General features: G+C 72.0%; 28 protein-coding genes and 1 pseudogene. 13 read left to right on the plus strand and 16 right to left on the minus strand.

Translation table 11 applies throughout. The annotated features are described in order from the left end of the window. Positions 1-28: 28 nt before the first annotated feature. Positions 29-2,161 (minus strand): tetratricopeptide repeat protein, encoded by a 2,133-nt coding sequence (locus ACPC54_RS07295; protein WP_498962149.1) that lies wholly within the window; start codon positions 2,159-2,161, stop codon positions 29-31. A 264-nt stretch (positions 2,162-2,425) separates the two neighbouring features. Between ACPC54_RS07295 and ACPC54_RS07300 the strand changes: the two genes are divergently transcribed. Next, entirely contained in the window at positions 2,426-4,159 is a 1,734-nt protein-coding gene (locus ACPC54_RS07300; protein ID WP_498962151.1) for a serine/threonine-protein kinase, read from the plus strand. 50 nt (positions 4,160-4,209) lie between these two features. On the opposite strand, the gene ACPC54_RS07305 is transcribed toward ACPC54_RS07300, so the two are convergent. After that, positions 4,210-4,500, minus strand: a complete 291-nt coding sequence (locus tag ACPC54_RS07305) for a YciI family protein (RefSeq protein ID WP_498962153.1) — start codon at positions 4,498-4,500, stop codon at positions 4,210-4,212. A 338-nt stretch (positions 4,501-4,838) separates the two neighbouring features. Here ACPC54_RS07305 and ACPC54_RS07310 point away from each other — a divergent pair, with 338 nt between their 5' ends. Beyond that, positions 4,839-5,312 (plus strand): hypothetical protein, encoded by a 474-nt coding sequence (locus ACPC54_RS07310; protein WP_498962155.1) that lies wholly within the window; start codon positions 4,839-4,841, stop codon positions 5,310-5,312. 85 nt (positions 5,313-5,397) lie between these two features. On the opposite strand, the gene ACPC54_RS07315 is transcribed toward ACPC54_RS07310, so the two are convergent. Then, complete coding sequence (locus ACPC54_RS07315) at positions 5,398-5,814, minus strand: hypothetical protein (protein ID WP_498962157.1); 417 nt, start codon at positions 5,812-5,814, stop codon at positions 5,398-5,400. Positions 5,815-6,231: 417 nt separating this feature from the next. Here ACPC54_RS07315 and ACPC54_RS07320 point away from each other — a divergent pair, with 417 nt between their 5' ends. The 5 genes from ACPC54_RS07320 to ACPC54_RS07340 are packed head-to-tail and all read left to right on the plus strand — an operon-like array spanning position 6,232 to position 9,922. Further along, complete coding sequence (locus tag ACPC54_RS07320; RefSeq protein ID WP_498962159.1) at positions 6,232-6,609, plus strand: hypothetical protein; 378 nt, start codon at positions 6,232-6,234, stop codon at positions 6,607-6,609. Positions 6,610-6,617: 8 nt separating this feature from the next. After that, positions 6,618-7,115 (plus strand): hypothetical protein, encoded by a 498-nt coding sequence (locus ACPC54_RS07325; protein ID WP_498962161.1) that lies wholly within the window; start codon positions 6,618-6,620, stop codon positions 7,113-7,115. Further along, positions 7,112-8,038 (plus strand): efflux RND transporter periplasmic adaptor subunit, encoded by a 927-nt coding sequence (locus tag ACPC54_RS07330; protein WP_498962163.1) that lies wholly within the window; start codon positions 7,112-7,114, stop codon positions 8,036-8,038. Before ACPC54_RS07325 ends, ACPC54_RS07330 begins: the two co-directional genes overlap by 4 nt. After that, positions 8,035-8,736, plus strand: a complete 702-nt coding sequence (locus tag ACPC54_RS07335) for an ABC transporter ATP-binding protein (RefSeq protein ID WP_498962164.1) — start codon at positions 8,035-8,037, stop codon at positions 8,734-8,736. The genes ACPC54_RS07330 and ACPC54_RS07335 overlap by 4 nt, the downstream gene beginning before the upstream one ends. Beyond that, entirely contained in the window at positions 8,711-9,922 is a 1,212-nt protein-coding gene (locus tag ACPC54_RS07340; RefSeq protein ID WP_498962166.1) for an ABC transporter permease, read from the plus strand. Before ACPC54_RS07335 ends, ACPC54_RS07340 begins: the two co-directional genes overlap by 26 nt. A gap of 17 nt (positions 9,923-9,939) precedes the next feature. Here the strand turns inward: ACPC54_RS07340 and ACPC54_RS07345 are convergent, their stop codons facing one another. From ACPC54_RS07345 to ACPC54_RS07365, 5 genes and pseudogenes are all read right to left on the minus strand, one after another. Further along, entirely contained in the window at positions 9,940-10,365 is a 426-nt protein-coding gene (locus ACPC54_RS07345) for an RICIN domain-containing protein (RefSeq protein WP_498962168.1), read from the minus strand. A gap of 258 nt (positions 10,366-10,623) precedes the next feature. After that, positions 10,624-11,029 (minus strand): annotated as a pseudogene (locus ACPC54_RS07350) (NUDIX domain-containing protein). 143 nt (positions 11,030-11,172) lie between these two features. Beyond that, positions 11,173-12,360: a methyltransferase domain-containing protein gene (locus tag ACPC54_RS07355; protein ID WP_498962170.1), complete on the minus strand. Its 1,188-nt coding sequence runs from the start codon at positions 12,358-12,360 to the stop codon at positions 11,173-11,175. Next, the gene (locus ACPC54_RS07360; RefSeq protein ID WP_498962172.1) at positions 12,360-12,533 is read right to left on the minus strand and encodes a hypothetical protein; all 174 of its coding nucleotides are present in this window, start codon (positions 12,531-12,533) and stop codon (positions 12,360-12,362) included. Before ACPC54_RS07360 ends, ACPC54_RS07355 begins: the two co-directional genes overlap by 1 nt. Before the next feature lie 101 nt (positions 12,534-12,634). Then, the gene (locus tag ACPC54_RS07365; RefSeq protein WP_498962174.1) at positions 12,635-13,483 is read right to left on the minus strand and encodes a helix-turn-helix domain-containing protein; all 849 of its coding nucleotides are present in this window, start codon (positions 13,481-13,483) and stop codon (positions 12,635-12,637) included. Positions 13,484-13,778: 295 nt separating this feature from the next. Between ACPC54_RS07365 and ACPC54_RS07370 the strand changes: the two genes are divergently transcribed. After that, entirely contained in the window at positions 13,779-14,342 is a 564-nt protein-coding gene (locus ACPC54_RS07370; RefSeq protein ID WP_498962176.1) for a GNAT family N-acetyltransferase, read from the plus strand. 19 nt (positions 14,343-14,361) lie between these two features. On the opposite strand, the gene ACPC54_RS07375 is transcribed toward ACPC54_RS07370, so the two are convergent. Then, positions 14,362-14,556 (minus strand): DUF397 domain-containing protein, encoded by a 195-nt coding sequence (locus ACPC54_RS07375; RefSeq protein ID WP_498962178.1) that lies wholly within the window; start codon positions 14,554-14,556, stop codon positions 14,362-14,364. Next, the gene (locus tag ACPC54_RS07380; protein ID WP_498962180.1) at positions 14,549-15,397 is read right to left on the minus strand and encodes a helix-turn-helix domain-containing protein; all 849 of its coding nucleotides are present in this window, start codon (positions 15,395-15,397) and stop codon (positions 14,549-14,551) included. The genes ACPC54_RS07375 and ACPC54_RS07380 overlap by 8 nt, the downstream gene beginning before the upstream one ends. A 329-nt stretch (positions 15,398-15,726) precedes the next feature. On the opposite strand from ACPC54_RS07380, the gene ACPC54_RS07385 reads away from it, so the two are divergent. The 3 genes from ACPC54_RS07385 (at position 15,727) to ACPC54_RS07395 (ending at position 17,019) form a co-directional block, all read left to right on the plus strand. Next, entirely contained in the window at positions 15,727-16,089 is a 363-nt protein-coding gene (locus tag ACPC54_RS07385; RefSeq protein WP_498962182.1) for an ATP-binding protein, read from the plus strand. Next, complete coding sequence (locus ACPC54_RS07390; protein ID WP_498962184.1) at positions 16,086-16,238, plus strand: hypothetical protein; 153 nt, start codon at positions 16,086-16,088, stop codon at positions 16,236-16,238. Before ACPC54_RS07385 ends, ACPC54_RS07390 begins: the two co-directional genes overlap by 4 nt. A 142-nt stretch (positions 16,239-16,380) precedes the next feature. Then, on the plus strand, positions 16,381-17,019 hold the full coding sequence (locus tag ACPC54_RS07395) for a flavin reductase family protein (RefSeq protein ID WP_498962186.1): 639 nt from the start codon (positions 16,381-16,383) through the stop codon (positions 17,017-17,019). 24 nt (positions 17,020-17,043) lie between these two features. On the opposite strand, the gene ACPC54_RS07400 is transcribed toward ACPC54_RS07395, so the two are convergent. From ACPC54_RS07400 to ACPC54_RS07415, 4 genes are all read right to left on the minus strand, one after another. Continuing rightward, positions 17,044-17,784 carry an alpha/beta hydrolase gene (locus tag ACPC54_RS07400; protein WP_498962188.1) on the minus strand — a complete coding sequence of 247 codons (741 nt, stop codon included), beginning with the start codon at positions 17,782-17,784 and terminating at the stop codon, positions 17,044-17,046. Positions 17,785-18,019: 235 nt separating this feature from the next. Beyond that, positions 18,020-19,255, minus strand: a complete 1,236-nt coding sequence (locus ACPC54_RS07405) for an RCC1 domain-containing protein (protein ID WP_498962190.1) — start codon at positions 19,253-19,255, stop codon at positions 18,020-18,022. 31 nt (positions 19,256-19,286) lie between these two features. Continuing rightward, entirely contained in the window at positions 19,287-20,564 is a 1,278-nt protein-coding gene (locus tag ACPC54_RS07410; RefSeq protein WP_498962192.1) for an RCC1 domain-containing protein, read from the minus strand. A gap of 122 nt (positions 20,565-20,686) precedes the next feature. Continuing rightward, on the minus strand, positions 20,687-20,932 hold the full coding sequence (locus tag ACPC54_RS07415; RefSeq protein ID WP_498962194.1) for a hypothetical protein: 246 nt from the start codon (positions 20,930-20,932) through the stop codon (positions 20,687-20,689). A 288-nt stretch (positions 20,933-21,220) separates the two neighbouring features. On the opposite strand from ACPC54_RS07415, the gene ACPC54_RS07420 reads away from it, so the two are divergent. Beyond that, positions 21,221-22,117, plus strand: coding sequence for a carbohydrate binding domain-containing protein (locus ACPC54_RS07420; protein ID WP_498962196.1), 897 nt, complete (start codon positions 21,221-21,223; stop codon positions 22,115-22,117). After that, positions 22,117-23,460, plus strand: coding sequence for a hypothetical protein (locus ACPC54_RS07425; RefSeq protein ID WP_498962198.1), 1,344 nt, complete (start codon positions 22,117-22,119; stop codon positions 23,458-23,460). The genes ACPC54_RS07420 and ACPC54_RS07425 overlap by 1 nt, the downstream gene beginning before the upstream one ends. Before the next feature lie 63 nt (positions 23,461-23,523). Here the strand turns inward: ACPC54_RS07425 and ACPC54_RS07430 are convergent, their stop codons facing one another. Both ACPC54_RS07430 and ACPC54_RS07435 read right to left on the minus strand, forming a co-directional pair. Beyond that, a complete protein-coding gene (locus ACPC54_RS07430; protein WP_498962200.1) occupies positions 23,524-24,447 on the minus strand; it encodes a hypothetical protein in 924 nt (307 codons plus the stop codon). Next, positions 24,444-25,403 carry a hypothetical protein gene (locus tag ACPC54_RS07435; RefSeq protein WP_498962202.1) on the minus strand — a complete coding sequence of 320 codons (960 nt, stop codon included), beginning with the start codon at positions 25,401-25,403 and terminating at the stop codon, positions 24,444-24,446. Before ACPC54_RS07435 ends, ACPC54_RS07430 begins: the two co-directional genes overlap by 4 nt. Positions 25,404-25,413 lie beyond the last annotated feature (10 nt).

A 25,413-nucleotide genomic window follows, 5' to 3' on the forward strand; every position in this document is an offset into this window, starting at 1 on the left:
CGACCCTAGCGAGTATTTGACCTACGGGTCAACTAATCGGGTCGGCGCCGAGCGAGCGCAGCACCGCCAGGGGCGCGAGGTGGAAGGTGGCGCCCTGGCGTTCCAGCAGGGTGCCGGCCTCGTCGAGCAGCGGCAGGGCCTGCGGGCCGTGGCCCTGCTCGATCAGGGCCTGGGCGAGGTCGGTGAGCGCCCGGGCGGTGTTGTAGCCCTCGCCGGTGCCCCGGAAGAAGGCGACGGCCTCCTCCAGGGCGGCCCGCGCCGGGTCGAAGCGGCCGAGGCCGCGCAGCGCCCGTCCCCGGTGGCGGTTCAGCAGGGCGCGGGCGCGCGGCAGGTCGGCGTGGCCGGTGTCCTCGGCGCCGATGCCGGCGAGCAGGGCGAGCGCGCGGTCGAAGCAGTCCAGGGCCTCGGCGTAGCGCCACTGCCGCAGGCGCAGCAGGCCGAGCGATTCGACGGCGGTGGCCCGGCCGCGCAGGTGCCCGTCCTTCTCCTCGGCGTCCGCCGCCAGCAGCAGCTGCTGCTCGGCCTCCTGGTAGTCCTGCAACTCGACGAGCGCGAGCGCGAGTTGGCCGTGCATCCGGCCGGCCGTGCGGGGCGGCGAGCCGGGTGCGGCGGCGGCCCGGGCGCCGGCCCGCAGGGCGGGCAGCAGTTCGTCATGCCGGCCGGCCTTGAGCTGGACGGCCCACAGCGCCTCGACGAGCTGGCAGACCAGCTCGGGTGCGGCGAACTCCTCGGCGGCGCGGACGGCTTCGACCAGGTTGGGCAGCTCGGCGCCGAGCGCGGCGAGTGCCTGCGCCTCGTCGGGGTGGCCGTCCGGGCCGAGCACCGCGTACAGCGGGCCGAGGTGCCAGCGCTGCGGCAGCGCGGCGAAGTCGGCGGCGACGGCGAGGCGCAGCAGGGCGTCGACGGTGCGGGTGACGGCGGCGGCGCAGGCGGCGAGCCCGTCCTCGCGGACGGCCCGGGCCTCGGCGTGCCGGCGGACGACGGGGCGGTAGTGGTGCCGGCCGTCGACGGTGGTCTCCAGCAGCCCGGCGCCGGCGAGTTCGTCGAGGGCGGCGGCCGCGGCGGGCTCGGCGAGGCCGGTGGCCGCGGCGGCGAGCCGGGCGGTCAGGCCGGGCCAGGGGCGCAGGGCGCAGCGGCGGTAGGCGAGGGCGGCGTCGGGTGTCAGCTGCCGGTAGCGGTCCTCGGCGGCGGCCTCGGCCGGGTCGGCGGGGCGTTCCCCCGGGGTGGGCCCGGCCGCGGGGGCCCCGGCCAGGCCCGGCGCGGCGGCCCGCAGGGCGAACGGGTAGCCGGCGCAGCGTTCCAGGACGCCGGGCAGGGCGGCCTTGGCGGCGGCGACGGCGGGCTTGCCCGCGACCTCGGTGAGCAGGCGGCGGGCGTCCTTGTCGGCGAGCGGGCCGACCGGGATGTTCACCGCGTCGAGCCCGGCGAGCGGGCGGCGGGCGGTGATCACGGTGAAGACGCCGGCGGCGGCGGTGAGCAGCGGCCGCAGCTGGGCGGCGGAGTGGGCGTGGTCGAGGACGACGAGCAGGCGGCGGGTGGCGAGCAGGGCGCCGAACAGGTCGGCGCGGTCCTCGACGGTGGCGGGCACGTGTTCGGCCGGCACGCCGAGGCGGTGCAGGAAGCGGCGCAGCACCGGCGCCGGGTCGGCGGCACCCTGCGGCCCGGCGGCGCGCAGGTCGGCGTAGAGCTGGCCGTCCGGGAAGCGGGCGGCCTCGCGGGCGCCCCAGTGGATGGCGACGGCGCTGGTGCCGATGCCGTCCGGGCCGTGCAGCAGGGCCTGCCGGGGGCGGCCGTCCGGCTTGCGGCCGCCCTCCTTGTCGAGGGCGGCGAGCGGGCCCTTGCGGTCGGTGAAGTGGCGGGTGGAGGCGGGCAGCAGGCGCGGGACGGCGTCCGCCCCGCCGGCGCCGCCGGAGGGCACGCCGCTCATCCAGGCGGCGAGCGCGCGGGCCTGCGCCGGGTCGTTGCGGGCGCCCTCGACGAGCAGCCGGGCGACGGCGTCCCGCTCGGTGGCCCCGCCGGGTGCGACGACCTGGCGCCCGGTCGCCCGCTGCACCAGCCCGCCGAACGCCTCCCAGGCCCACTTGCCGGCCTCTCCGGCCATCGACGAACCGGCCGCCCCCAACACCCCCGAGACCGCCGAGATCGACAGCGGATCGACCATGCCCCAACCCCCAGCACCACGCGCGGCAGGCCCCGGCCCTCCGCCTACGTCTCCTGACCCCGCCAACGGTAGCGTCTGTGCTCAGCTGCGCGTTCGGCTTCGCCGGGAACGGCCGCCCCGGGTGTGGGATGCTCTGCCGCGATCCGGACGCGTGCCGGAGGCGATCCGGTCGGGATCCGGACGGGATCCGGACGGGATCCGGACGGGATCCGGACGCGTGCCGGTCACACGGTCCGTCATACGGCCTGTCAACGGGGGACGATCTTGCGAAGTGGCCTGCACCTGGCCGGACGGTACCTGCTCCAGGAGCCGCTGGGACGCGGCGGCATGGGCGAGGTGTGGCTGGGCCGGGACGACCGGCTGCACCGGCCGGTGGCGGTGAAGATCCTGCCGCTGGCCGCCGAGGCCGAGCGCGACGCCGTCACCCGGTTCCGCCGCGAGGCGAAGATCGCCGCGAACCTCAACCACCCCGGCATCACCACGGTGTTCGACATCGACGAGCACGTCGAGGAGACCGGCCGGACGCTGGTGTTCCTGGTGATGGAGCTGCTGCAGGGCCACGACCTGCACGCGGAGATCGCCCGGCACCCGGGCGGCCTCCCGATCGAGCGGGCGACGGAGTTCGGCCGGCAGATCCTGGAGGCCCTGGGCGCCGCCCACGAGCAGGGCGTGACGCACCGCGACATCAAGCCCGCCAACCTCTTCCTGCTGGCCAAGGGCCGGGTGAAGGTCTGCGACTTCGGCATCGCCCGGCTCGCCGACGCCACCCGGATCTCCTCCACCGGCAGCATCGCCGGGACGCCGCTCTACATGGCCCCGGAGCAGATCCAGGGCGGGCTCACCGACCAGCGCACCGACCTGTACGCGTTCGGCTGCGTGCTGTACGAACTGCTCACCGGCACCAGCTGGGTGGACACCGGCTCCGGCGTCGCCGCGCTGCTGTACCAGCACCTCAGCCGGCTGCCCGACGCGCCGAGCACCAGACGCCCGGAGATCCCCGGGCACCTCGACCGGCTCGTGCTCGACCTGCTCGCCAAGGACCCGGCCGACCGGCCGCCGACCGCGGCGGCGGCCCTGGCGCTGCTGGAGGGGCCGGGCCTCGCGGGCACCGGACCGGACGCGACCGTCCCGCTGCGCGGCGGGCAGGCTCCCGTCGACGCCTCACCGGAGGACCCGGCACCTCCGTCCGCGGATCCGGCGCCTCCGTCCGCGGACCCGACGCCCCCGCCCCCCACCGCGCCGGCCACCACCGCGGACGCCTCCCCGCCGCGCCGCCAACCCCGATGGAGCACCGTGCTGCTCGCCGGCGCCCTGGCACTGGCCGTGACCGGCGCGATCGCCTACGAGGTCAACCTCAGCAACACCTCCTACCCCGACGTGAACTCCCCGCACAAGGACGAGACCCCGTCCGGCACCGTCCTGGCGCAGGGGGACACGGCCAGGATCCCCTTCATCTACGACACCGGCCCGGGCACGGGCCGCGCCACCTGGGAGCGCATCACCCTGGGTGTCGCCGTCACGTCGATCACCCGCGACCCGACGCCGAACGCCCCGGCCGGATTCGACTCCTACTGCGTCCACTACAGGCTGACCAACGTCGGCAGCAAGGACATGCCCGCCCAACTGCCGATCGACGGGTACGGGACGAGCAGCACCAGCCCCGCCGACAGGTTCGGCGGCGGCCTGCTGAGCCTCGTCTCCGACCAGAACGTCCAGGGCAGGCCCGCCCTGCTGCTGGAGGGCGTGCTCTCGGACGGCCGCCTCACGAGCGAGGAGCACGCCAGCGGCCCGCACCCCCCGACCGCCGCCGTCGAGTCCCCCGGCTGCCGCCCCCACGCCCCCGGGAAGCTCGCCCCCGGCCAGTCCGGCGACCAGGGCACGACCGTCCACGTCCCCACCGGAAGCACCCTCACCGGCGCCCGCTGGACCGAGCCGACCACCGTCATCGACCAGGACAGGCACACCTACACGGTCCAGTGGAACGCCTCGCCGAAGTAGCCGGAGCAGTCGGAGCAGTCGGAGCAGCAGCGCGGCGCGGAAGCGGCGGCTCAGCCTTCGAGGTGCTCGGCGAGGTAGCCGAGCACCGGGTTCCACTGCGCGATCCGGACCTCGCCGAGCACCCCGGCCCCGCCGTACGGATCGCCGTCCACCAGCGCCCGCACCTCGGCCTCGTCCTCCGCCCGGAAGACGAGCAGCCCGCCGGTGTCACTGGTCAACGGCCCGGAGAGGACGAGCTTGCCGTCCTTCTGGAGCCGCGTCAGGTACTCGCGGTGCTCGGGCCGGATCGCCAGGTGGCGCTTGTCGGTGGTGAAGACGTACTCGACCGCGTAGTAGGCCATGGCGTGCGTTCGACTCCTCGTCGGGTGGGTGCGGAACGGCGGATCCACTGTGCCAGGCCTCGGCAGGGGGCGGAAGACGCACCACGGCGCCACCACCGGGACGACGGATCGGCCCGGACCGGCCCGGACCGCCGGGTGCGGATGGCAGGGTTCCGGCCAAGGTTGCACCGCATTCACCTCAGCTGACGGATTCACGGGATCATCACGAGATCCCCGTGCTACAACCTTCGGCGGGCCACAACTCCCGTTGTCCGCCCACCTGGTGGCGCACGTCCGCCAGCCCCGCGCCACGCCGTACCCGTCCGGCCGTCCGCCCGGTCACGACCCTTGGGAGAGCCATGTCCTCCGCACGCATCCGCCCCGTCCGCCTGTTACTCGCCGCCCTGGCCGCCGTCGCCCTGCTGTTCTCGGGCGCGGTCGCCGCGACCCCCGCGAGCGCCACCGCCAGCAGCCTCGACGGCGCCTGGGCCTGCAGCGTCCCGTCCGGGTACGTCTACGACCAGGTGCAGATGAACCGCAACTGCAGTGGCGGGGGCAGCTGGGGCTCGCCGCAGTTCCACCTGCGGACCCCGTACGACGGCCTGACGGCCTGCGTGAGTTCGCCCGGCTTCACCTACGACTACATCAGCTGGGGCTCGGCCTGTAGCCAGATCTCCGGCGTCCAGTCCAACCAGTACCACCTGCGCACGCCGTACAACGGCCTCTGGGCCTGCGACGTCCCCGCCAAGTTCACCTACAGCACGACCACCCAGAACCTGGACTGCGCCATCATCCAGGGCGTCCCGACCACCAAGTTCCTCCTGCTCGGCTGAGCCCTCCCGCCGAAGCACGGGGAGCGGGAAGTCGGCCCGGCCGACTTCCCGCTCCACCCGGGCGCGCGCCGACCGGCGCCCCGGCTCACTCCTCGCCGTAGTACCCGGCGTAACCCGCGGCCTGCCGCTCCACGGAGAAGTCCTCGAACGCGCCCGCCAGTTCGAGCTCGCGCAGCCGGTCCAGCGCCGCCGCCGCGGACGGCGAGGGGTGGGCGGCGAGATGGGCCTTGGCCGCCGCCAGCCCACGGCCGAGCAGGAGCTCGAACTCGATCGCGCACGCCGCGTCGAAGCTCGCCTCCTTCGCGCCCCAGACCAGGAGGGCATCGTCGGGCCCGCCGCCGTTGAACAGCTGCACGCAGCAGAGCTTCATCAGCTCGGTGTCGCCCTCCCCCTGCGCGCGCCGCTCGCGCTCGGTGTGCTCGCGGAGCAGCGCGCGGATCTCGTCGAGCTGCGCGCCCCCGGGCTGGAGCCCGAACCGGCGCAGGCTCTCGTCCTCGTCCACCGGCAGCCTCCCTCGATCCTCCGGAACCGGCCCATCATCCCCGACGCCTCCCCGCCTCGGACGCGCCGGCCCGGTCGGGCCGTCGTCGCCGTCTGAGGTGGGCCGTGGTCCGGCGCCGGTGAACCAGGCGCGCAGATCCGCGAGTTCGGGTGCGGCGCAGCCGTCCGCGGGAACGACGAACGCGCAGGGCAGGTCGCCGTGCTCGGCGGGGTAGCCGCCCCGAGCGGACCCCGGCGGACCGCGGCGGGTCGTCACGGACAGTCAAATGCCAAGCGGGATTCCGGATATCACCCGTCGCGCCATCCATTGCGTGCCGCAAATCGGCCTGATAACTTGAAATGTGCTCGACGGGGGGGCTCTTTCCCCTGCCGGGGAGCGAACGACTTCTCACGCCACTCCACCTGAGCAGGGGGAAGCATGCGTAAGTCAACACGAGCCTTCGCCATCGCCGCGATGGCGATCTGCGCCGGAATCATGGCCACGTCCACGGCGGCCGCGGACACCACCTCCATTTCGGGCATCTGCCCGAACAACGGCGGTTGGTACACCTCCTCCAATGTCCGGTACGTCTCCGGAAACCTGAACTACATCGGGGCCTCCTTCAGCTCGTTCCCGGACGGCATGAAGTTCCGCGTCCTCGACTCGGCCGGCACCGAGCACGGCATCATCAACGCCTCCAGCAACTTCCAGTACCTGTCCTGGGGCGACCTGTGGCCGGGCGAGTCCTTCCAGAACCAGTACGGCGACGCCGGCTTCGACTGGAGCTACCACTTCTCCGGTACGGAGTGGTACTGACCCCACAGATGAAGCAACGTCTCCGAAGGCAGGCAGCGGCCCTCACGGTCGCTGCCCTGTCCCTCGCCGCCTGCGGCACCAGCCCCGACCACGCCCGAGGGCCGAACCAGCCGGCCGTCGACGCCGCCGGTGCCGCCAGGGAGTTCACGGCCGAGGAGAAGAACCTCACCCTCGCGCCGGGGCACTCCTGGCCCCCCGATCCCACGCCGAAATCCGTCGCCGACGACGGGCACGGCATCGTCTACCAGCCCGGGTACGGAACCACCCACGCGGACCTCTTCTGGTTCTGCACGTGGGAGCGGCGCTTCGTCGATCCCGGCATTTCCGACGCCGATCGACAGGCGACACTGAACACGATGCTGACCGTCCGTTCGACCTATTTCTACAAGAACTCCCTCGAACCCGCCGACAAGAAGTTCTTCGACGGAATTCTCGACAGTGCCGGCCTCGGCGACAATTCAAAGGTGCAGACCGACATTCGCAACTGCCCCCCGGACAGTAAATGATCCGTCAAACGATCCGCCGCCGGGCGCGCATTCTCGCGGCGGTCGCGGTGGCCGCCCTCGTCGCCGTCGCTGTCTCGGTGTGGCAGTTCCGCGGCGACGCCGCCGACGCCGGCGCTCCACGGCCGTCGAGGGTGGCCGGCGCCGCCCAACCGACGGTCACGGTGACCAGGGGCGAGCTGACCGAGGTCGTCACCCTGCACGCCGTCGTCGGTGCGCTGCCCCAGTTCTCCGTCAACGCGACGGCCTCCGGGCCGCTCGCGCGGACGGCCGTCGGCCCGGGCCAGGCGGTCGCCGCGGGCCAACAGCTGTTCAGCAGCGGCGGATCCGGCGTGGCCGCCCCGGCGGCGGGCACGTTCGTGAAGTGGCTGGTGGCCGAAGGGGCTCCGGTGAGTTCCGGGGTGCCGGTGGCCGTCGTGGCGTACGCGGGATTCGCCGAAACGGCGTCGGTGCCGCCCGATGCCGCGTACCGGCTGCTGGACGGCCGGATCTCGGCGCGCGCCATGATCACCGGCGGGCCCGGGCCGTTCGACTGCGCGCTGGTCCAGGCGTACTCGGACGGCGCCGGCGCCGGTGCCGGCACCGGGAGCGGCGCCGCCGCCGGCCCGGCGGGTGCTCCCGCGGCCGGCGGAGTGCCCGTGGTCTGCGCCATCCCACCCGACGTCCCGGCGCTGGCCGGCCTGACCGGGACGGTCGCCGTCAAGAGCGCGACCGTGAAGGACGCCCTGCTCCTGCCGGTGGAAGCGGTGGCCGGGGCCGCCGCCCACGGGGAGGTCAGCCGGGTCGACCCGCGCTCCGGCAAGGCGGAGGTCGTCAAGGTCGGCCTCGGGATCAGCAACGGGACCCAGATCCAGGTCACCGAGGGCCTGGCCCAGGGTGACGTGGTGCTGGGCACGGCCCCGCCGCTGGATGCGCGGCTGCCATGAGCGCACTGGTCGCCGAGGGGATCACGAAGACCGTCCGACTGCCGTCCGGGGAGAGCCTGGACCTGCTGCGGGGCATCGAACTGCGCGTCGGAGCCGGGGAGTCGGTGGCCGTCCTCGGGCGGTCCGGCAGCGGCAAGAGCACCCTGCTGTCCGTCCTCGGCCTGCTCACCACGGCCGACCGGGGCACGCTGTCGATCAACGGACAGGACACCTCGCGGCTCGGCGACCGGCAGCGCGCGGCCTTCCGCAACCGCGAGTTGGGGTTCGTCTTCCAGAACTACTCGCTCCTCGGCCACCTGTCGGCCGCGGAGAACGTCGCGCTCCCGCTGCGCCAAGGCCTGCCCTGCCCCGGGCGGGAGGTCCGGGCCCGGACGGCGCGGGCGCTGGCGGCGGTCGGCCTGACCCACCGGGCCGCGAGCCGGCCGCGGCAGCTGTCCGGCGGCGAGCAGCAACGCGTCGCCCTGGCCCGGGCGATGGTCCGCGAGCCCGGCATCATCCTGGCGGACGAGCCCACCGGGGCCCTGGACGCCGACACCGCCGACGACGTGCTCCGGATGCTGGTCGAGACGTCCGAGCGGCGGGGCGGCGCGCTGGTCGTCGTCACGCACGACGTCGCGGTCGCGCGCCGGCTCTCGCGCTCCGTGCGCCTGGCGGAGGGAAGGCTGGTTCCCCATGTGGCGCGCACGTCTGCTGGCTGACGCCGGCCGCGACCTGCGGGCCCACCGGCTCCGCACCTTCCTCAGCGCCCTCAGCCTGTTCGTGGGGGTGCTCGCCGTCGTCGCCGTCACGGCGATCGGCGCCGTCGTCGAGGACGTGTTCGTCGCCAACGCCGAACAGCACGACGGCCGGAAGGCCACGGTCGGCGTGAGCCTGCCGCTGTCGGCCATGAACGCGGCCGTGCCCGGGATCGTCGCGGTACTGGACCACCGGGTCCGCGCAGCCGGCGGCGACTACGCGCTCGTCGCGGCCGTCCAGGCCCAGGTATCCGGGAACGCGGCGGCGACCCACGCGACGGCGGTCGACGGGTTCCGGCCACAGCGGATCTCGCTCGTCGCCGGCGACCCGGCCGCGATCCGGCGGCTGCCGGTGCTGGACGGCCGCTGGCCCGACTGCCGGCAGGCGGCCCTGCCGGGCGGGATCGTGGTGAACCAGGCCGGCCGCGACACCTACGGCGGCGTCGGCACGGAGCTCTCGGTCCAGCCGAGCCCCCTCTTCCCTCCCTATCCGCAGCGGATCGTCGGGGTGATCGCCGATGGGCTGGCCGCGCCCGAGCTGTACCTGCCGCTCCCCACGGCCGAGTACCTCCAACCCGGGATCCTCCCCGCGGACACCCCGGTCACCGTGCAGATCCACGCCGCGCACACCGGAGAGGCGGTGCTGCGGCAGGACCTGGGCGACGTCCTCACCGACCTCGGGGTCGACGGCTCCGGGATCGAGATCCGCCGCCTGGACACCGTCGACACCCTGCTGTCCGCCGTCCGGCAGACCCGGACCATGTTCGGGCTGATCGCCGCCGTCATGCTGGCGATCGCGGCGCTGGGGCAGCTGAACATCGGCCTGGCCACCGTCCGGGAACGGCACCGCGAACTCACCGTCAGGCGGGCCCTCGGCTCCACCCGGGCCCGCATGTTCGCCCTGGTGCTGCTCTCGTCCCTGGCCGCCGGCCTGCTGGCCGCCCTCGCCGCGATCGGCGTCGCCGCCGCGACCGTCACCGTCGTGATCCCGCACGTCCTCGACCCCGCCGAGGCGATCAGCCCGCCGGCCTTCCCGGTCGGATCCGCCGTCGCCGGCCTGGCCGCCGCACTCGCCGCCGGCCTGGCCGGCGGCCTCGCCCCGGCGATCGCCGCGGCCCGCGTCGACATGGCCCACGTCCTGCGCGAGTGAACAGCGGCACCGATCGGCTACGGCGCCGGCTGCTCAACGAGGTGGAACGTCCACAGCTGCCCGATCGCGTGACTCTCCGGCTCCAGCGAGACCGGCCCCTTGCCGTCCTCCGGGGCCGTCCAGCACAGGTCCTGACCGTCCAACCGGATCCGGACCCGATCACCGGATGCCGGCTGCACCGTCCACACCGCCTCGGGCCCCGCGACCGACGCGATCACCTGACCGCCCTCGTCGTGCACGTTCCGGTACACGCCGTAGACCGACAGCCGAACACGGCCGTCACCGCCCCCCACCGGCGCCACCTCCCACGCCGTCCCGATGTCACTGCCACTGCTGCGCGACGTCACCTCGACCGGCTGGAAAGCGATGCGGAGCAGGCCGTTCACCCCCGCGTTCTCACCGTTCACGGCACTGCGGATGTCATACACGCCGTCGAGAACCATCAGGACACGTCTCCGTTCATCGGAACCGGAAGGAGCTGCGCGCGGCCCGCTCGGGGCCGGTCGCAGGATTGTCGAGCCAACGAGTACCACGACACCCACCGGAAGCCCTCGATGGCGCACACCATGTGCCCTGGAAGCGATATGACGGATCGTCACATCATCGTGGAGAGCGCCGCCGGGCCCCTCCCGCTGCTCACCCGCCAGCTCGGGAAGACGCCACGCGTTCGGCCACCTCTCTCCCCCCGGCCCAACCGGGGATCAAAGCCGCCGGCGACCGATCAGCTGTCGGTGCGGCTCCTGCACTCCCTCGCGGAGATCGTCCGGTGAGAACCACCGAGCCTCCAGGATCTCGAACGAGGCCACCTCGATCCGGCCGCTGACGAACAGCGCCTCGTAGGCGACTTCGACGCGCAGCTTGTATCCGCTCTTCAGGTGCGCCAGTTCGCACACCTTCACCGTGAGCCCGGTCTCCTCCCGGACCTCACGCACGATCGTGTCTTCGAAGCTTTCCCTTGTTCGCGTAGCCGGTCGGCAGGCCCCACTGCCGGCCCTCCGGCCACATCCGGTGCTTGAGCAGCAGCACCCGGCCTTCCTCCTCGCGGACGATGCCCGTGACCCCGACCATGAACTTCGAGTGCCACAGCCAGCGAACGCGCCGATGCATCGGCCCTCGGATGATCCGCCAGAGCTTCGCAGCGATCTTCTTCACTGGTTTCGCCCCTTCAGTTTCGCCCCTTCAGTGATGGCCACTCCCGCGCGCAGCTCACCGGTCTCTGTCTTTCGCCTCGGCGAGACCGGGCGCAGCATCTACCGGAGGAGCCAGCTGTTCGCCCGGTCGTCGAGCCAGGCCTGGTGCTCGCCGTCTGGCATGACGGTCAGGCCGAACCTCGCCGGTCCCGGGCGGCCGTTGTCCAGCCACCACTGGTGCGCGGCTTCGACCTCGCCCCAGAGCCGACGCGGACCGTGCTGCCACACGGTGTACCGATCGGCGTCCCCGGTGCCGTCCCAGTCGACGGCGGCCCAGGAGCCGCCGTCCTGCGTGGCCACCCACAGCCGCGTGGCCACACCGGGCACGTCGGGGTCGTGGTGCCAGGCGTACCAGAGATCACCGAGCCGGTGCCCCAGGGCGAATTCGGTGTCGATGCCGCTGTCGGCGACCGACCAGGGGTCGAGCGTGGTGGTGGACTCGGTCGGCTGGTGGTCGTCGTGGACGACGTCCCGGAAGAGCAGCAGGTCCCGCCGCTGGGTACGCATCAGCATGAACGCGCTGTCCGGGGCGTAGCGACCGGTGGCGCCGCCGTCCTCGTCTACCGTCAGTTCCAGCAAGCCGCCGCACACCCACGGGTTGTCCCAGGGGGCCAGGATGACGCCACCGGGTTTGGTCTGGGCGATCCAAGCCGGCGGAATCCGTTGCACGGAGCAGGTCGCCAGCACCCGGTCGTAGAACGCCTCTGGGCCCCAGCCGAGGCGTCCGTCGCCGCACACGACGGTGGGGGTGTAGCCGAGTGCCTTCAGGGCTGCTTGGGCGAGCGCGGCCAGATCGGGGTCGACCTCGATGGTGGTCACGTTCGCGTCGCCGAGCCGGTGGGCAAGCAGGGCGGCGTTGTAGCCGGTGCCGGTGCCGATCTCCAGCACCCGGTCACCCGGCGACAGATCGAGCGCGTCAAGCATCCTGAACACGATGGACGGCGCCGAGGCCGAACAGGACGGCCACGCGTCCGCCGGGTCCTCGGGCTCGTGGCCGTCGTTGATCTGCGTCACCACGGGCGCATCGGCGTAGGCCGCAGCGAGCCACCGGTCGGGTTCGGTGCGGCGGTCGCACGGTTCGTAATCGTCTCCCTGGACGAGCCAGACCCGGTCGGGGAGGAAGCGGTGGCGCGGGACAGCCTGTGCGGCGCGGCGCCACTCCGGGGCGACCTCGTGCCCGAGGTGGCGGGCAACGGCCTGGAGCAGGCCGCTCGTGGCGGCCTGCTCCAGGTACTCCGGTCGGGCCATCACTTGCCGTTGCCGCCCTTGCCGTGCTTGCCGCCGGTGGACCCGGAGGAGGTGTCCGGGCTCGACTTGTCCTTGCTGAAGTCCTTGTTGCCGCTGTCGTGCTTGCCCTTGCCGCCGTCGTTGGGGCCACTGCCCCCGCCGGAGCTGCCGCCCTTACCGGTACCCCATGCCATGGAAGCCTCCTACGTGATCGTGATGGTCGCCGGAGCCGATGCCAACACGCTAGGCAGGGAGGAGAGTTGGACTCTACTCGATTCCATGGGATTGCACGGCTTCACCCGATCGCAGCAATGGCGGCCGTGATCAACGCACGAGCTTTCGGGCCGTGGACCGCCATGTCGGCCAACATGCCGAACGTGTCGGCGTACATGGCCACTTCGCTGGGCTGCGTCAGCGTGAGGTGCCCGGAGATCAGCTCCACGTTCACCTGAGCGGTGTCGAAGATCCAGAACCCTTCCACGGGCATCCGAGTACGGCGCAGCCGAGTGGGGACGATGCCGACGCTGACATTCGGCAGAGCGCTCACCGCGATCAGCCGCTCAAGCTGCGCGACCTGGGTGTCGGCGTTGCCAAGCGCGTTGCGCAGCACGGACTCCTCAAGCAGGAATGCGAAACGCCGCTGCCCCTCGTGGAGGACGCGTTGCCGTTCCATCCGAACGGCAACGGCAGCGGCCACGTCATCGACCGCCACGCGCCGCAACTGAACGGCCCGCAGCACGTCCTCGGTGTAGCCGGACGTCTGGAGCAGCCCGGGCACGAGCCACGACGAGTAAGCCCGAAACCAGTGCGTTCGCTCGAACAGGGGCAGAACGGCTTCCTGCGCCCTTCGTAGCCCCGCGCGCTCCATGCGGCGCCACTCCACCCACAGGCCTTCCACGGCATGCAGGGAGGCGACCAGGTCCGCCGTCTCGTCTTCCCGGCCGCATGCACGACACCACGCGCGCAGGTCATCGGCGGACGGCGAGGTCTTGGCGGTGGAGATCCGAGAGACCTTGGACGGATGCCAGCCGCACAATGCCGCAAGCTGCTTGCCGTCCAATCCGGCGTCCTTGCACATTTCCCGAAGACGAGCGGCGAGGACTTGCCGGGCGGCCTGGACATGAGACGAGCCAGAGGCTGACATGGTGGGTCAGGTCACCTCACAGTTCTCGTGCGGAGTGGCCCGCCACTGAGCAGATGCAACCTCACCAACTCTCCCGATGTCGAACCGGTTGCGCCTGATTGCACACGTGACTCCGGCCGTCGAACAGGGAAGGAGGGCATCCGGGGCGGGAGTCATCGGTCATCGGGCCCGCCGGGCGGGCCCGACGCCAGCTGCGGAGGCAGCTGTTCGGCTTGCCGGTTGGGGTGCGGCTGGGGTCGGGGGCAATAGCGTGGTGGGCCGGGATGGCGCTGGTGTGGCGGGAGGGGTGAGCGACGTGGCGCGAGTGGATCTGCGGTTCGCCGAGTACGTTCCGGAGCCGGGCGAGCGGTGTGCTCCGGTGGACGCGGTGGTGGCGGAGGCGACCGGGAACGACGTGCCGGCGCTGGCCGCAATGCAGGCGCGGGCGCGCGGTGGTTCGGCGGGCGAGTGGGCAGAGCGGATTCATCGGGCGCTTCGGGGTGAGCGCAGCCTGGTGATCACGGCGAAGGTGTCCGGTGAGGCGGTCGGGTACGCGAATGCAGCGTTCCTGCCCGAGCACCCCGGAGACGGCGCCCCGGCCGGCTACTACCTGACCGGCGTCACGGTGGACCCGGACTGGCGGCGTCGCGGCATCGCGGGCCTGCTGACCCGGCGGCGGATGGAGTGGATCGGAGAGCGGGACTCGGCGGCCTGGTGCTTCGTCTCCGCCCGGAACGGCGCCTCGCTCGACCTGCACCGGCAACTCGGTTTCGACCGGGTCGCGTTCGCCGCTTCGTTCCAGGGCATCGAGTTCGCCGGCGGCGGGGGCTGGCTTCTACGAGCGGACCCACCCCGTCCTGGCGGTGGCCCTTCGCTCTGAGAGCGAAGGGCCACCGGGATCAGGTGGTGTGGTGGTCGAACTCGCCGGCCTTGGCACCTCGAAGGAAGTCGGCGAACATTGCGGGGGCGGTGTGGACCACGACTTTGCCCTCGTCGGACTCACGCAGCTCGACGAGTCCGGCGATGGTTCGCACCTCGACGCACTCATCGGCAGAGCTGGAGAAGCTGGACTTCTGCCACACGGAACTATGCATGCTTGCTTTCCATTTCCTTCTTGATGGACCCGATGAAGTCTCGGGACTCTTCTTCCGAGAGCGCACAGGACCCGAATCGGGCAACCAGGGATCGGAACTTCGCCACCTGGGCCGGGGCGTCGAAGATCTGGCATCCGACGCTCGTGTCGACCTGGGCCGCATCCAGTTCGGGAGTCGGCCCCTCGGCGTACGTGAAGGTCACGCTTGAGGCCGGCACAGCGCTGACGTCGAACGGAATTACTCGGATCGAAAAGTTCGCGGAGTCTTCGATGAGAACGCCGAGCTGTTCGACGAGGACGGCCGGGCTGCTGAACCGCATGCGCAACGCCGCTTCATGGACGAACGTCGAGTACGACACTGCACCGGATCGGACGATTCGCTGCCGCTGCATCCGGAATGCCGTCCTCAGGTCGATCTCGTGCCGAGGTAGGGGCGGGAAGGTCTGAGCGAAGACGGCGGAGGCGTAGGCACCGGTCTGGAGTAGGCCGGGAATGAAAGCCATCGAGTAGGAGGTGAGCCTTCGGGCCTGGCCTTCGAACTCCGCAACGTCGATGAAGTCCTCGGACAGGGCGGAACGGTACTCCTCCCACCAGCCGGGCTTCTCGCGATCGGTGATGATGTCCGAAAGCGCAGCGATCAAGGGCTCGTTGACGCACATGCAAGCCGCAGCGACCGTGCGCAGTCGCTCCACGCTGATGCCGATCTTCCCGGCCTCCATCTGTGTCACCTGTGCCGGGCTCATGCCGACTGCGCGGCCGAGCTCGACGTTGCGGAAGCCGGCCTGCTCGCGCATCCTTCGCAGCTCTGCGCCGAGCCGCCGTTGACGGAGCGTGGGGTTCATGCGTGGAGCCATGACGTCCTTCCAAGCGGGTTCAGCCCCAGTCTGCCGCGCAGCTTGCCAGCCGGTCCATCCATGGGCGACCGGTACCACGTTAGAGGGAACATCCCGAATCTGGGTAAACGTTGATCCGTTGCTGCGCTATGGTCAATCTCGCATCGATCCGATGGATCGTCAGTAACGCCTGTTTTCAAGGGCAGTAGGCGCCTGCTGCCCGCGCACCGCAGAGCAGCCACGCGTGGCATCAACCAGCTCCGGCCTGGCCTGGCTCACGGCGACGTGTCCGTCGACCGTTCCTCTCCTCTCCACATCACCGCCTCACGGAGGCTTCCATGTGCAACCGCAACACGCCCTCGCTCGCCCTCTCCCGGCAGGCCCTGCGCTACGCGCTGACCCGGGCCGGGTGGGACTCCGAGGTCATCTTCAACGCCGAACTCGCCCTCGTCGAGCTGATCGTGAACGCGTGGCGGCACGGCGCCACCCCCGCGCCCGTCGTCCACTTCTCGCTCCTCACCGCCACCCTCCGGGTGTGCGTCGCGGACGAGAACGACGCGCTCCCCGCGCCCCGCTCCCCCGCCGGCCTCGCGGAGACCGGGCGCGGCCTGCAGCTCATCGAGGGCCTCACCCACCGGTGGGGCGTCGACCCGCAGCAGCGCGGCAAGATCGTGTGGTTCGAGCTGGACTTCGCCGCGTGAGCCACGGCAGTGCCGCCTTCCTGATCGGCTCAGCCTTCGCCGTGCTCATCGCCCTGGCGTTCGCCACCGTCGCCCTCGGTGTCATCACGGCCCTGCGGATGCCCAGGCCCGATGACGAGCACAGGCAGGAGCAGAACAACCCCGTCTGACCACGCCGCCTGCGCCGAGCCGAGTTCCGAACTCGGCTCGGCGGCACGGCGAACGCGATGTCGCCTTTCCGCCAGCGCCACGGATGCCGCTCGGAGAGGGTCGACCTGTCCGTCCGACCCCCCTCCCCGAAAGGCGCAGCTCATGCACGTCGTCCCCGGCCTCAAGGTCCTCTACTTCGGCACCCCGGTGGTCCTGATCAGCTCGCTCAACGAGGACGGCACCGCGAACCTCGCCCCGATGTCCTCGGCCTGGTGGCTGGGCCAGTCCTGCATGCTCGGGCTCGGCAACAACGCCCAGACCACCGCGAACCTGCTGCGCGAGGGCGAGTGCGTCCTGAATCTCCCCTCCTCCGCGATGGTCGACGCCGTCGACCGGATCGCGCTCACCACCGGGAAGCCGAACATCATCGACTACAAGGTGAAGCAGGGCTACCGCTACGAGCCGGACAAGTTCTCCGCCGCCCAACTGACCGAGCAGCCCTCCGAGTTGGTCAAGGCACCCCGGGTCGCGGAGTGCCCGGTCCAGCTGGAGTGCGCGGTCACCACGTCCCACCCCTTCGGCGGTCCGGACATGAACGCCACCGCCTTCGAGGTGAAGGTGCTGCGCGCCCACGTCGACGAGTCCCTGGTCATCCCCGGGACGCACTACGTGGACCCGCTCGGCTGGGACCCGCTGATCATGAAGTTCTGCGAGTTCTTCGGCGGCGGGCAGAACGTTCACCCGTCGCGCCTCGCCGAGGGCTGGAACATGCCGCACGGGCTCCAGGCGGCGACCGCCTGACCCGGAGCCCGTGACCGCCCGCTGCTACTTCAGGTGCCGGGCGAAGAACCCGGCCGCGTCCTCCCCGGCGAACTGCGGGACGCCCGTGTGCCCGCCCATGTTGGCGTGCAGCGTCTTCTCCTTGCTGCCGAAGGCGTCGAACAGGTCCAGGGACGCCTGCCGGTCATTCCCCTCGTCGTCCCACTGCAGCAGGACGTGCAGTGGAATGGTGACCTGCCGCGCCTCCTCGACGATGGCGCGGGGCACCAGACTCCCGGCGAAGAAGCCGGCGGCCACGATGCGCGGCTCGACCACCGCCAGCCGGACCCCGATGGAGATCACGCCCCCCGAGTACCCGACCGGCCCGCCGATCTCCGGCAGCGCCAGCAGCGCGTCCAGCGCGGCCTGCGCCTCCGGGACGGCCTGTTCGACGAGCGGGAGGACGAGGGCGTCGACGATCTCGTCACCGACCGGCTCGCCGGCCTGCATCGCCCGCCGCAGGTCGGCGCGGGCCTGTTCGAGCACGGGCAGCGGAGGCCGGTCACCGCATCCCGGGAGCTCGATGGTGGCCGCGGCGAAGCCGTCCGCCGTGGCGCGCCGGGCCCGCTCCACGACCCGGGCATACATCTTGCGCAGGCCCAGCGGGGGGAGGCTGAGAAGGATCAGCGGCACCGGCGCGGACGCGGAGGCGGATGCGGGCGTCCACAGGATGCCGGGGATGTCGCCGAGGGTGAATTCGCGTTCGAGGACGCCGTCGTCGAGGCGTCGCTCAGAGGTGATGTGCATGGTCGTGCCTTTCGGGAGAGCTCACAGAACGGCGCTCCCGGGCGACGACCTATCGCCCGACCGTGACCCCGGAGGGGAGCACCCATGTCGGTATTGCGTTCACGGGTACCACCTCCTCGTTCTCTCACACGGCCACCGGAAAGCTAGCAGCAGAAGCCGCACTCCGCCAACAGGTTTTCTGCGGACGCGTAGCCCGGAGCACCCTCCGGACGACGCGTCCGCCGTCACCACGGCTCTAGTTGGCGAGGCTGAAGTCGCCGCCGACCGGGGCGGCGATCTTGTCGACGCCGGTCAGCGCGGTGAGCGAGGTCACCGGGGTGCTGCTGTTGTCCGTGGTGCCGTTGCCGAGCTGCCCGGAGCCGTTGTTGCCCCAGGAGCGGACGGTGTTGTCGCCGAGCAGCGCGAGGGTGTGCTCGCGGCCGCCCGCGACCAGCTGGACGCCGGTGATGCCGGGCACCGGAACCGGGGTGATCCGGTAGTCCGTCGTCCCGTCGCCGATCTGGCCGGAGGTGTTCTGGCCCCAGGCCTTCAGCTTGTTGTCGCTGTCGGTGACGGCCAGGCTGTGGTTGCAGCCCGCCGCGATCTGGGAGACGCCGCCGAGCCAGATGCCCTGGGCATCGACCGGGGTGTAGCGGCTGATGGTGCTGTTGTCGCCGAGCTGCCCGGTGGCGTTGTACCCCCAGGCCTTCACCGCGTTGCCGCTGGTGGGCTTGCTCGGCCCGCTCGGCGGCCCGACGAGCGCGATGTTGTGGTTGCAGCCGGCCGCGATCCGGGTCACGCCGGTCAGGTTGCTGACCTGGAACGCGACGTTGCGGCTGGCCGAAGTGCCGTCGCCCAGCTGCCCGTTGATGTTGTAGCCCCAGGCCCAGACGGTGCCGTCCTCGCGCAGCGCGATGCTGTGGTTGAGCCCGGCCGAGATCGCGATCACCTTGTTGAGGCCTTCGACCCGGACGGGCACGCTGCTGTCCGTGTTGGTGCCGTTGCCGAGCTGCCCGTAGTTGTTGTGGCCCCAGGCGACGACGGTCTGGTCGGCGAGCAGCGCGAGGCTGTGCGCGCCGCCGCCCGCGATGTCGGTGACGTTGCTCAGGTTCACCACCTGGCCGGGCGCGTTGTGGCTGAACACCGAGCCGTCGCCGAGCTGCCCGTAGGTGTTGGCGCCCCAGGACTGGACGGTCCGGTCGGTCAGCAGCGCGAGGCCGTGGCCGTTGGTGGGGCCGGCACCGCCCGCGGCGATCTTGACCACCTCGGCGCTGGTCAGCCCGATCACGGAGGTGGAGGTGGTCCGGAAGTCGGTCCAGGTGCCGTCGCCGAGCTGACCGGAGCGGTTGTTGCCCCAGGCCTTGAGCCGCTTCTCCTGGGCGTGCGCGTTCCCGGCCGGGAGCGCGGCCAGACCGAGAGCGGTCAGCGCGGCGACGCCGGCGGCGAGCGTCGAGCGGAGTCGAGACCGGTGTGTGGTACGGGAGTTGGTCATGTCCTGCCTACCTTCGTGGGGAGTGGGAAGGTCACCGCGCCAGGCTGAAGCTGCCGTTGGAGGGCGCGGCCACCATGGAGACGGCTCCGGACTTGGCCAGCACCTGCACCGGGGTGGACTTGTCCTTGGTGGTGCCGTCGCCGAGCTGGCCCTTGTCGTTCAGGCCCCAGGCCTGGACGGTGCCGTCCGAGAGCACGGCCAGGTTGTGCGAGGCGCCGGCGGCGATGCCGATCACGCCGGTGACGCCGGGGATCGGCACGCTGGTGTTGCGCTGGGTGGTGGTGCCGTCGCCGATCTGGCCCTTGTCGTTGTTGCCCCAGGCGCGCAGGGTCTTGTCCTGGAGGAGCGCGACGCTGTGCGAGGCGCCGGCGGAGAGGGCGGTGACGTTCTTGAGCTCCAGGACCTGCACCGGGTAGGGCTTGTTCTGGTTGACCGCGGGGGTCGTGGTGGTGACGGTGTCGTCGCCCAACTGCCCCTTGTCGTTGAGGCCCCAGGACATCACCGAGCCGTCCGCGAGCAGCGCGAGCGCGTGCGAGGCGCCGGCGGCGATGCCCTTGACGGTGGTCAGCTCGGGGATCACCATCGCGGTGGTCCGGGTGGCCGGGGACGGGGTCGGCACGGGGTCGGTCGACTTGGCGGGCCGCTGGGTGACGCCGAGCTGGCCCTTGTCGTTGTTGCCCCAGGTCTTGACGGTGCCGTCGATGAGCAGGGCCATGCTGAAGGCGTCACCGGCGGCGATCGCCTTGACGCCCTCCAGCCCGGCGACCGTCACCGGCAGGTTCGCGTTGGTGGTGGTGCCGTCACCCAGCTGCCCCTTGTCGTTCAGGCCCCAGGCCTGGACGGTGCCGTCCTTCAGCAGGGCGAGCGCGTGCGCGCCCCCGGCCGCGACCGCCTGGACGCCGCCCAGCCCGGCCACCAGCGCGGGCACCGCCCACTCGTCGGTGGTGCTGGTCACGCCGTTGCCGAGCTGGCCCTTGTCGTTCTTGCCCCAGGCCTCGACGGTGCCGTTGGCCAGCAGCGCGAGACCGAAGCCGGTCGCGGTGGCGGCGGCCCCGCCGGTGCCACCGGCGGCGACCGAGTTCAGCTCGGCGCCGGACAGTCCGACCACCGAGGTCGGGGTGAGCCGCTGGGTCTTGGTGCCGTCGCCCAGCTGACCGTTGGCGTTCATCCCCCAGGAGCGCAGCCGCAGGTCGTACGCGGAGGCGGCGGAGGTGGGCAGAGCGACGGTGCCGAGCAGGGCCAGGCTCGCGATCAGGGCGGGCACGGCGGCCGCGGGCAGCCGGCGGAACTTGCGGTGCAGCGGGTGCATCTCTTCCTCACGTTCGAAGGGCAGCAGGGCAGGGGGATGCCCGGCGGCGGCAGGAGGGTGCCGCCGCCGGGGTCGGCGGTGCGGGTGGGTCAGAGGTGGGGTGGGTCAGAGGTGGGGGTGGGTCAGAGGCAGGGCCGGGACGGGACGGCGCGCCGGACGGGCTCGCCCGTGACCAGGCCGGGCGGCGGCAGCGGCCGGTGGTGGGGCCGGTCGGCGTCGTCGCCGGCGCAGGGCGGCACCGGGCGCACGACACCGGGGGCCACCGGGGCGACCGCGACGGCCGGGGTGACGCCGAGCAGCGGCAGGGCGAGGGCCAGTAGCAGCGGGCAGGCCGACAGGCCTCGGGCGGAGCGGGAAACGGGTGACATGACGCCCCTCGTGGTCCGGCCGCGCGGCACCCTGGCCGCGCGGCCGTGGCTGGAGGTGGAGATCGGATCGCCGGAATGCCTCCCCCGTCACCAGAACGACCGTGCGGTTCCGAACGGCTTTCCACACAGTCGGCCCAGCCGGATCGTTCGTCTTCGCCCTATCGGACCGTCAGTGGTTGCGGTCCGTGATCAAGGCCCGAAGCATGGACGACCGGGACCAGTTGACCGCCACCTCACCATGACGCAAGTGCCTTGCCTCGATGCCGATTTCAGTGGGAGAGACCCGTGTTGCAAACACAGCGAGCCAGACTTCTCGCCGTCACCCTGGGTGCCGCCGTCGCCCTGGCGACCCCGGCACCGGCGGGGGCGGAGGACACCCAGCCGGCCGTGGTGCCGAACGGGACGTTCTCCTCGCCGACCGCTCCGGCCAACGGCTGGACCGGGGCCGGCATCGACAACTGGACCGGCGACACCGGGATCGCTTCCTCCGGCCGCACCGCTCACCCCAAGAGCCTCCAGGCCGCCTCGCTCCACTGGGGGAGCAAGGCGGTCCCGATCAGCACCCGGGTTCGCGGCGTGCGGGCCGGTTCCACGGTGACGCTCAGCTGGGACGACAACCCCGACAGCTGTGTGCCCCAGGGCGCCACCAAACGGACGTACACCATGACGGTCGCGGGCGCCGCCAACCAGCCGGGCCAGTTCAGCACCAACACCCCCACCGGCGCGGCGAACTGGTTCATCGGCCGCACCTACTCCTTCACCGCCGCCGAGGACGCCCCGCAGATCACCTTCACGTCGACCAGCACCGACTACCTCAACTGCGCCCTGTTCATCACCAACGTCGACGCCAAGCAGACCGCCGCGCCGCAGCAGCCGCCCGCGCAGGACCCGTGCGCGGGCGACGCGGCGAACAACCCGCAGTGCAAGAACGTCGCCGACAACAAGGCCCAGATCGACAAGTGCCCGGCCGACAACCGGGATTGCCTGGCGAGCGTGGCCGGGGACGGCAAGGCGGAGAAGGACGGCATCGCCGACGAGAAGCAGACGCTGACGGACTTCAACAAGGTCCCCCGCGACCAGAAGCCGAACGACGCGGCCGCCGGCCTGTGCGCCCTGCCGAACGCGCTGACCGACGTCCCGCCCGGCAACACGGTCGTCCCGCCGAGCGACTGGTGGTACTGCTGATGCGGCGCCGACTCGGCTGCGCCGTCGCGACGGTCGGCCTGGCGCTGGCCGCCGCGCCGCCCGCGCGGGCCGCCGACACGGTGGACGTCCCGGTCCTCAACGGCACCTTCGCGCAGCCCGTCGCACCCGACAACGGCACCGCCGCCGGGCACGCCGACTGGTCGCCGGAGAACAACGGCGTGGTGTTCGGCAAGGCGCTCGCCCAGCACCCGCAGGGCTACCAGGCGGCCTCGCTGAATTGGAACGGCGCCCCGCTGGTCCTGCGGACCCGGCTGTGGGGCGTGAAGGCCGGCTCGCATGTCACCGTCAGCTGGGACGACAGCCCGGGCGTGGACCGCCGTTGCACGGCCGAGCAGCTCCAGGGCGGCCAGACGTACAACGTCGCGCTGATCGCCGCCGGGCCGGTGCCGGACCCGCAGATCACCACCAAGGGCACCGACACGGTCGGCACCGCCAACTGGACCACCGGGCGCAGCTTCGGCTTCGACGCGCCCGAGGACAACCCGATGGTCTCCTTCGAGTCCGCCGAGAAGCGCGACTCGCTCTCCTGCGGCCCGCTGATCACCAACGTGACCGCGAAGCAGACGCCCGCGCCCGTCGACCAGAAGGTCCGCAAGGAGCAACTGCCGGGCCCCAAGGGCTACAAGGGCAACGAGCCGCTGGAACCGGGCATCGTGGTGGACGACTGCGAGGGCGCCGCCGCCAACTGCACGTTCACCGTGGACAAGGGCTCCTCCTACCAGTACTACGGCCAGACCCGGATCGTCGGCGAGGTGTACCTCAACTGCAGCCGCAACGCCATCGTGGACGACCGGAAGATCACGGTCACCGAGCCGCCGTACGACAGCCTGACGCAGTACTACGCGCTCAAGGGCACCCCGCTGGTGCCCAGCCGCTCCGACATCTCGCAGAGCCGGCCCAACCTGGCCGGTCAGGCCGCCGCCGGGTTCAGCGCGGCGGGCGGCAACGCGGCGGCCGTGTCCACCAGCAACCCGCTCACCTGGAGCCGGACCAGCACCAAGGGCCTCAACCCCACCATCCAGCCGGGTGAGGTGAGTTGGATCGAGGTGCAGCCGGCCCGCGAGCGGGTGGCGGGCACGTTCGCCAACGCCCGCAACACGTACCGGCTGGACGCGGTCTTCGACGTCCCGGCCACCGCCCTGCCCGACCGCTACTTCCAGCGCACCGGCCCGTTCACCGACGTCGAGCTGCAGCGCTGCGCCGCCGCCCGGCCGACCGCCGGCACGCCGGACAACGGGGCGAACCCGGGCAACCGGCTGGTCACCGTCGACGCGCCGCCGGCCGGGGTGCGGGTGCGCTCGCTGCCGCTCGATCAGCGATAGTCGCACACGACCTGGCCGCCTGCCCGAGGATCCGGGCAGGCGGCCACGATCTCGGGCGGCGGGTCAGGGCAGCGCCGCCCAACTCCCCCCGGGCGTCAGCCGGTACTGCTCGACCGGCCGGGCACCGTCCGTGCGCGGCGGCGCCTCGATCAGGCCGGCCGGCAGGGACCGCCCCGGCGGCCGCATCGACAGGCACTTGTCCGTGGCGCTGAAGGTCTGCGCGACGACGGTGCTGACGTTGGCGGTGGACGGGCTGTCCACAACCACGTTCTTGATCAGCTTCGCGGCGCCGTCCACGCTCAACTCGCCCACGGTGCGGGTCATCGCGTTCAGCGCGCCGAACTGCAGCTCGTCGCCCGCCTTCACGGTGAACTTGACCTGGGTGGTCTCGGTGACGACCTGCTGCCACTCGTGCGACCAGGTGGCCTTGAAGGCGGACTGGAAGCTGGCCTGGGCGCTGAGCTTGAGCGCGGCCGAGCCCGTTACGCTGCCGCTGACCGTCACGCTCCCGCCGTTGCTGACCTCCGAGTTCGGGCCCTTGTCCTTCGGAGCCGTGATGTCGGTGTGGCTGACGTCGGTCTTGTTGCTGCCCGCGATGCTGCCACCGACCGTGGTGGTGTTGTCGATCGTGCCGGTGATGGTGGCGCTCCCGGAGATCTCCCCCGAGATGTTGTCCTTGGTGCTGGACTGCAGCACCACCGTGCGCTCGACGCTGATCGGCTTGTTGGTGCAGTTGATCGCCGCGTTGCCGACCGAGACCACGCCCGTGGTGAACTGCCGGGACAGGCCCGGCAGGACGCGGAACGAGCAGCCGTAGTCCTGCCCGCAGCCGTGTGCGAGCGCCGGGGCGTCCGGCAGCGGGGTGTCGCCGTCGAAGGCCTGCGCCTGGGGCGGTTCGTCGGGCACGGACTCCGCAGCGACGCTCTGCCCGGCCCCCAGGGCCAGGGCGGTCAGGGCCGCGGACAGGACCCACAGCTGCCGCTTCACCGCGCCCTCCAGGCGCCCTCGGCGGTACGGACGAAGACGGCGTCCGGCACCCGGCCGGGCTCCACCGGCGGGAGCTCGACCAGGCCTCCCCCGGCCCGGCCCGGGGGCCGCAGCGACAGGCACTTGTCCGGGACGGAGAAGGTCTGCGCGACGATCGAGCTGGCGGTGACGAGCGAGGGGCTGTCCACCGTGACGTTCTTGATCAGCTTGCCGGTGTTGTTCACCGTCAGCTCACCGGCGGCCCGCGACATGGCGCTCACCATCCCGAACTGCAGCTCGTCGCCCGGGCTGACGGAGAAGGACACCTTCGTCGACTCGCTCGCCTGGGCCTGCCACTGGCGCGCGAAGGCGGCCTTGAAGGCGGACTGGAAGGTGGCCGAGACGCCGAGGTGGAGGGCGTTCGAGCCGTTCACCGTCGCCGTGACCCCGGCGGTGTTGCTGGTCACGTCCTGGGTGGTCGGGCCCTTGTCCTTGTTCGGGCCCCACTGGGTGATGCCGTTGGTCATGCTCGGTGCCACGCTCGCCTGGCCGGAGACGGTGACCGTGACGTCCACCCCGCCCTGCAGGCTCGCGCTGCCGGAGATCTCGCCGCCGATGTTGTCGGTGCTGGTGCTCACCAGGGTGACGGTGCGGTTGACGTCCATGTCGCCGTTGGTGCAGTTGATCGCCGCGTTGCCCACCGACACCACGCCGCTGGTGAACTCGCGCGGCGCCCGGTCGTACAGTCGGAAGCGGCACGCCGAGGGCTGGTCGCACCCGCTGGTCACCTCCTTGGTGGAGGCGAGCGGCTTGTCCCCGTCCATCGCCTGCGCCGCCGGGGGCGGCGGCGCGCCGCTGTCGTCCGCCGCACCGGCCGGGACGGCGAACGGGACCAGGACGGCTATCGCCACCCCGGGGACCAGCAGGGTGACCCGGGCGGCGCGGCGCCACGGCGGCGGGCAGGCGGAAACGGCCACGGATACTCTC

Source organism: Kitasatospora sp. NPDC094028 (assembly GCF_049543595.1).
Lineage (GTDB): Bacteria > Actinomycetota > Actinomycetes > Streptomycetales > Streptomycetaceae > Kitasatospora.

Bases quoted from the DNA above. Each gene is read 5' to 3' on its own strand.
- ACPC54_RS07345 (WP_498962168.1), bottom strand. From the start codon at position 10,365: ATGGTTCTCGACGGCGTGTATGACATCCGCAGTGCCGTGAACGGTGAG.
- ACPC54_RS07320 (WP_498962159.1), top strand. From the start codon at position 6,232: ATGCGTAAGTCAACACGAGCCTTCGCCATCGCCGCGATGGCGATCTGC.
- ACPC54_RS07340 (WP_498962166.1), top strand. From the start codon at position 8,711: ATGTGGCGCGCACGTCTGCTGGCTGACGCCGGCCGCGACCTGCGGGCC.
- ACPC54_RS07380 (WP_498962180.1), bottom strand. From the start codon at position 15,397: ATGAACCCCACGCTCCGTCAACGGCGGCTCGGCGCAGAGCTGCGAAGG.
- ACPC54_RS07385 (WP_498962182.1), top strand. From the start codon at position 15,727: ATGTGCAACCGCAACACGCCCTCGCTCGCCCTCTCCCGGCAGGCCCTG.
- ACPC54_RS07305 (WP_498962153.1), bottom strand. From the start codon at position 4,500: ATGGCCTACTACGCGGTCGAGTACGTCTTCACCACCGACAAGCGCCAC.
- ACPC54_RS07410 (WP_498962192.1), bottom strand. From the start codon at position 20,564: ATGCACCCGCTGCACCGCAAGTTCCGCCGGCTGCCCGCGGCCGCCGTG.
- ACPC54_RS07335 (WP_498962164.1), top strand. From the start codon at position 8,035: ATGAGCGCACTGGTCGCCGAGGGGATCACGAAGACCGTCCGACTGCCG.
- ACPC54_RS07295 (WP_498962149.1), bottom strand. From the start codon at position 2,161: ATGGTCGATCCGCTGTCGATCTCGGCGGTCTCGGGGGTGTTGGGGGCG.
- ACPC54_RS07365 (WP_498962174.1), bottom strand. From the start codon at position 13,483: ATGTCAGCCTCTGGCTCGTCTCATGTCCAGGCCGCCCGGCAAGTCCTC.
- ACPC54_RS07355 (WP_498962170.1), bottom strand. From the start codon at position 12,360: ATGGCCCGACCGGAGTACCTGGAGCAGGCCGCCACGAGCGGCCTGCTC.
- ACPC54_RS07310 (WP_498962155.1), top strand. From the start codon at position 4,839: ATGTCCTCCGCACGCATCCGCCCCGTCCGCCTGTTACTCGCCGCCCTG.
- ACPC54_RS07425 (WP_498962198.1), top strand. From the start codon at position 22,117: ATGCGGCGCCGACTCGGCTGCGCCGTCGCGACGGTCGGCCTGGCGCTG.
- ACPC54_RS07360 (WP_498962172.1), bottom strand. From the start codon at position 12,533: ATGGCATGGGGTACCGGTAAGGGCGGCAGCTCCGGCGGGGGCAGTGGC.
- ACPC54_RS07330 (WP_498962163.1), top strand. From the start codon at position 7,112: ATGATCCGTCAAACGATCCGCCGCCGGGCGCGCATTCTCGCGGCGGTC.
- ACPC54_RS07400 (WP_498962188.1), bottom strand. From the start codon at position 17,784: ATGCACATCACCTCTGAGCGACGCCTCGACGACGGCGTCCTCGAACGC.
- ACPC54_RS07325 (WP_498962161.1), top strand. From the start codon at position 6,618: ATGAAGCAACGTCTCCGAAGGCAGGCAGCGGCCCTCACGGTCGCTGCC.
- ACPC54_RS07415 (WP_498962194.1), bottom strand. From the start codon at position 20,932: ATGTCACCCGTTTCCCGCTCCGCCCGAGGCCTGTCGGCCTGCCCGCTG.
- ACPC54_RS07375 (WP_498962178.1), bottom strand. From the start codon at position 14,556: ATGCATAGTTCCGTGTGGCAGAAGTCCAGCTTCTCCAGCTCTGCCGAT.
- ACPC54_RS07405 (WP_498962190.1), bottom strand. From the start codon at position 19,255: ATGACCAACTCCCGTACCACACACCGGTCTCGACTCCGCTCGACGCTC.
- ACPC54_RS07395 (WP_498962186.1), top strand. From the start codon at position 16,381: ATGCACGTCGTCCCCGGCCTCAAGGTCCTCTACTTCGGCACCCCGGTG.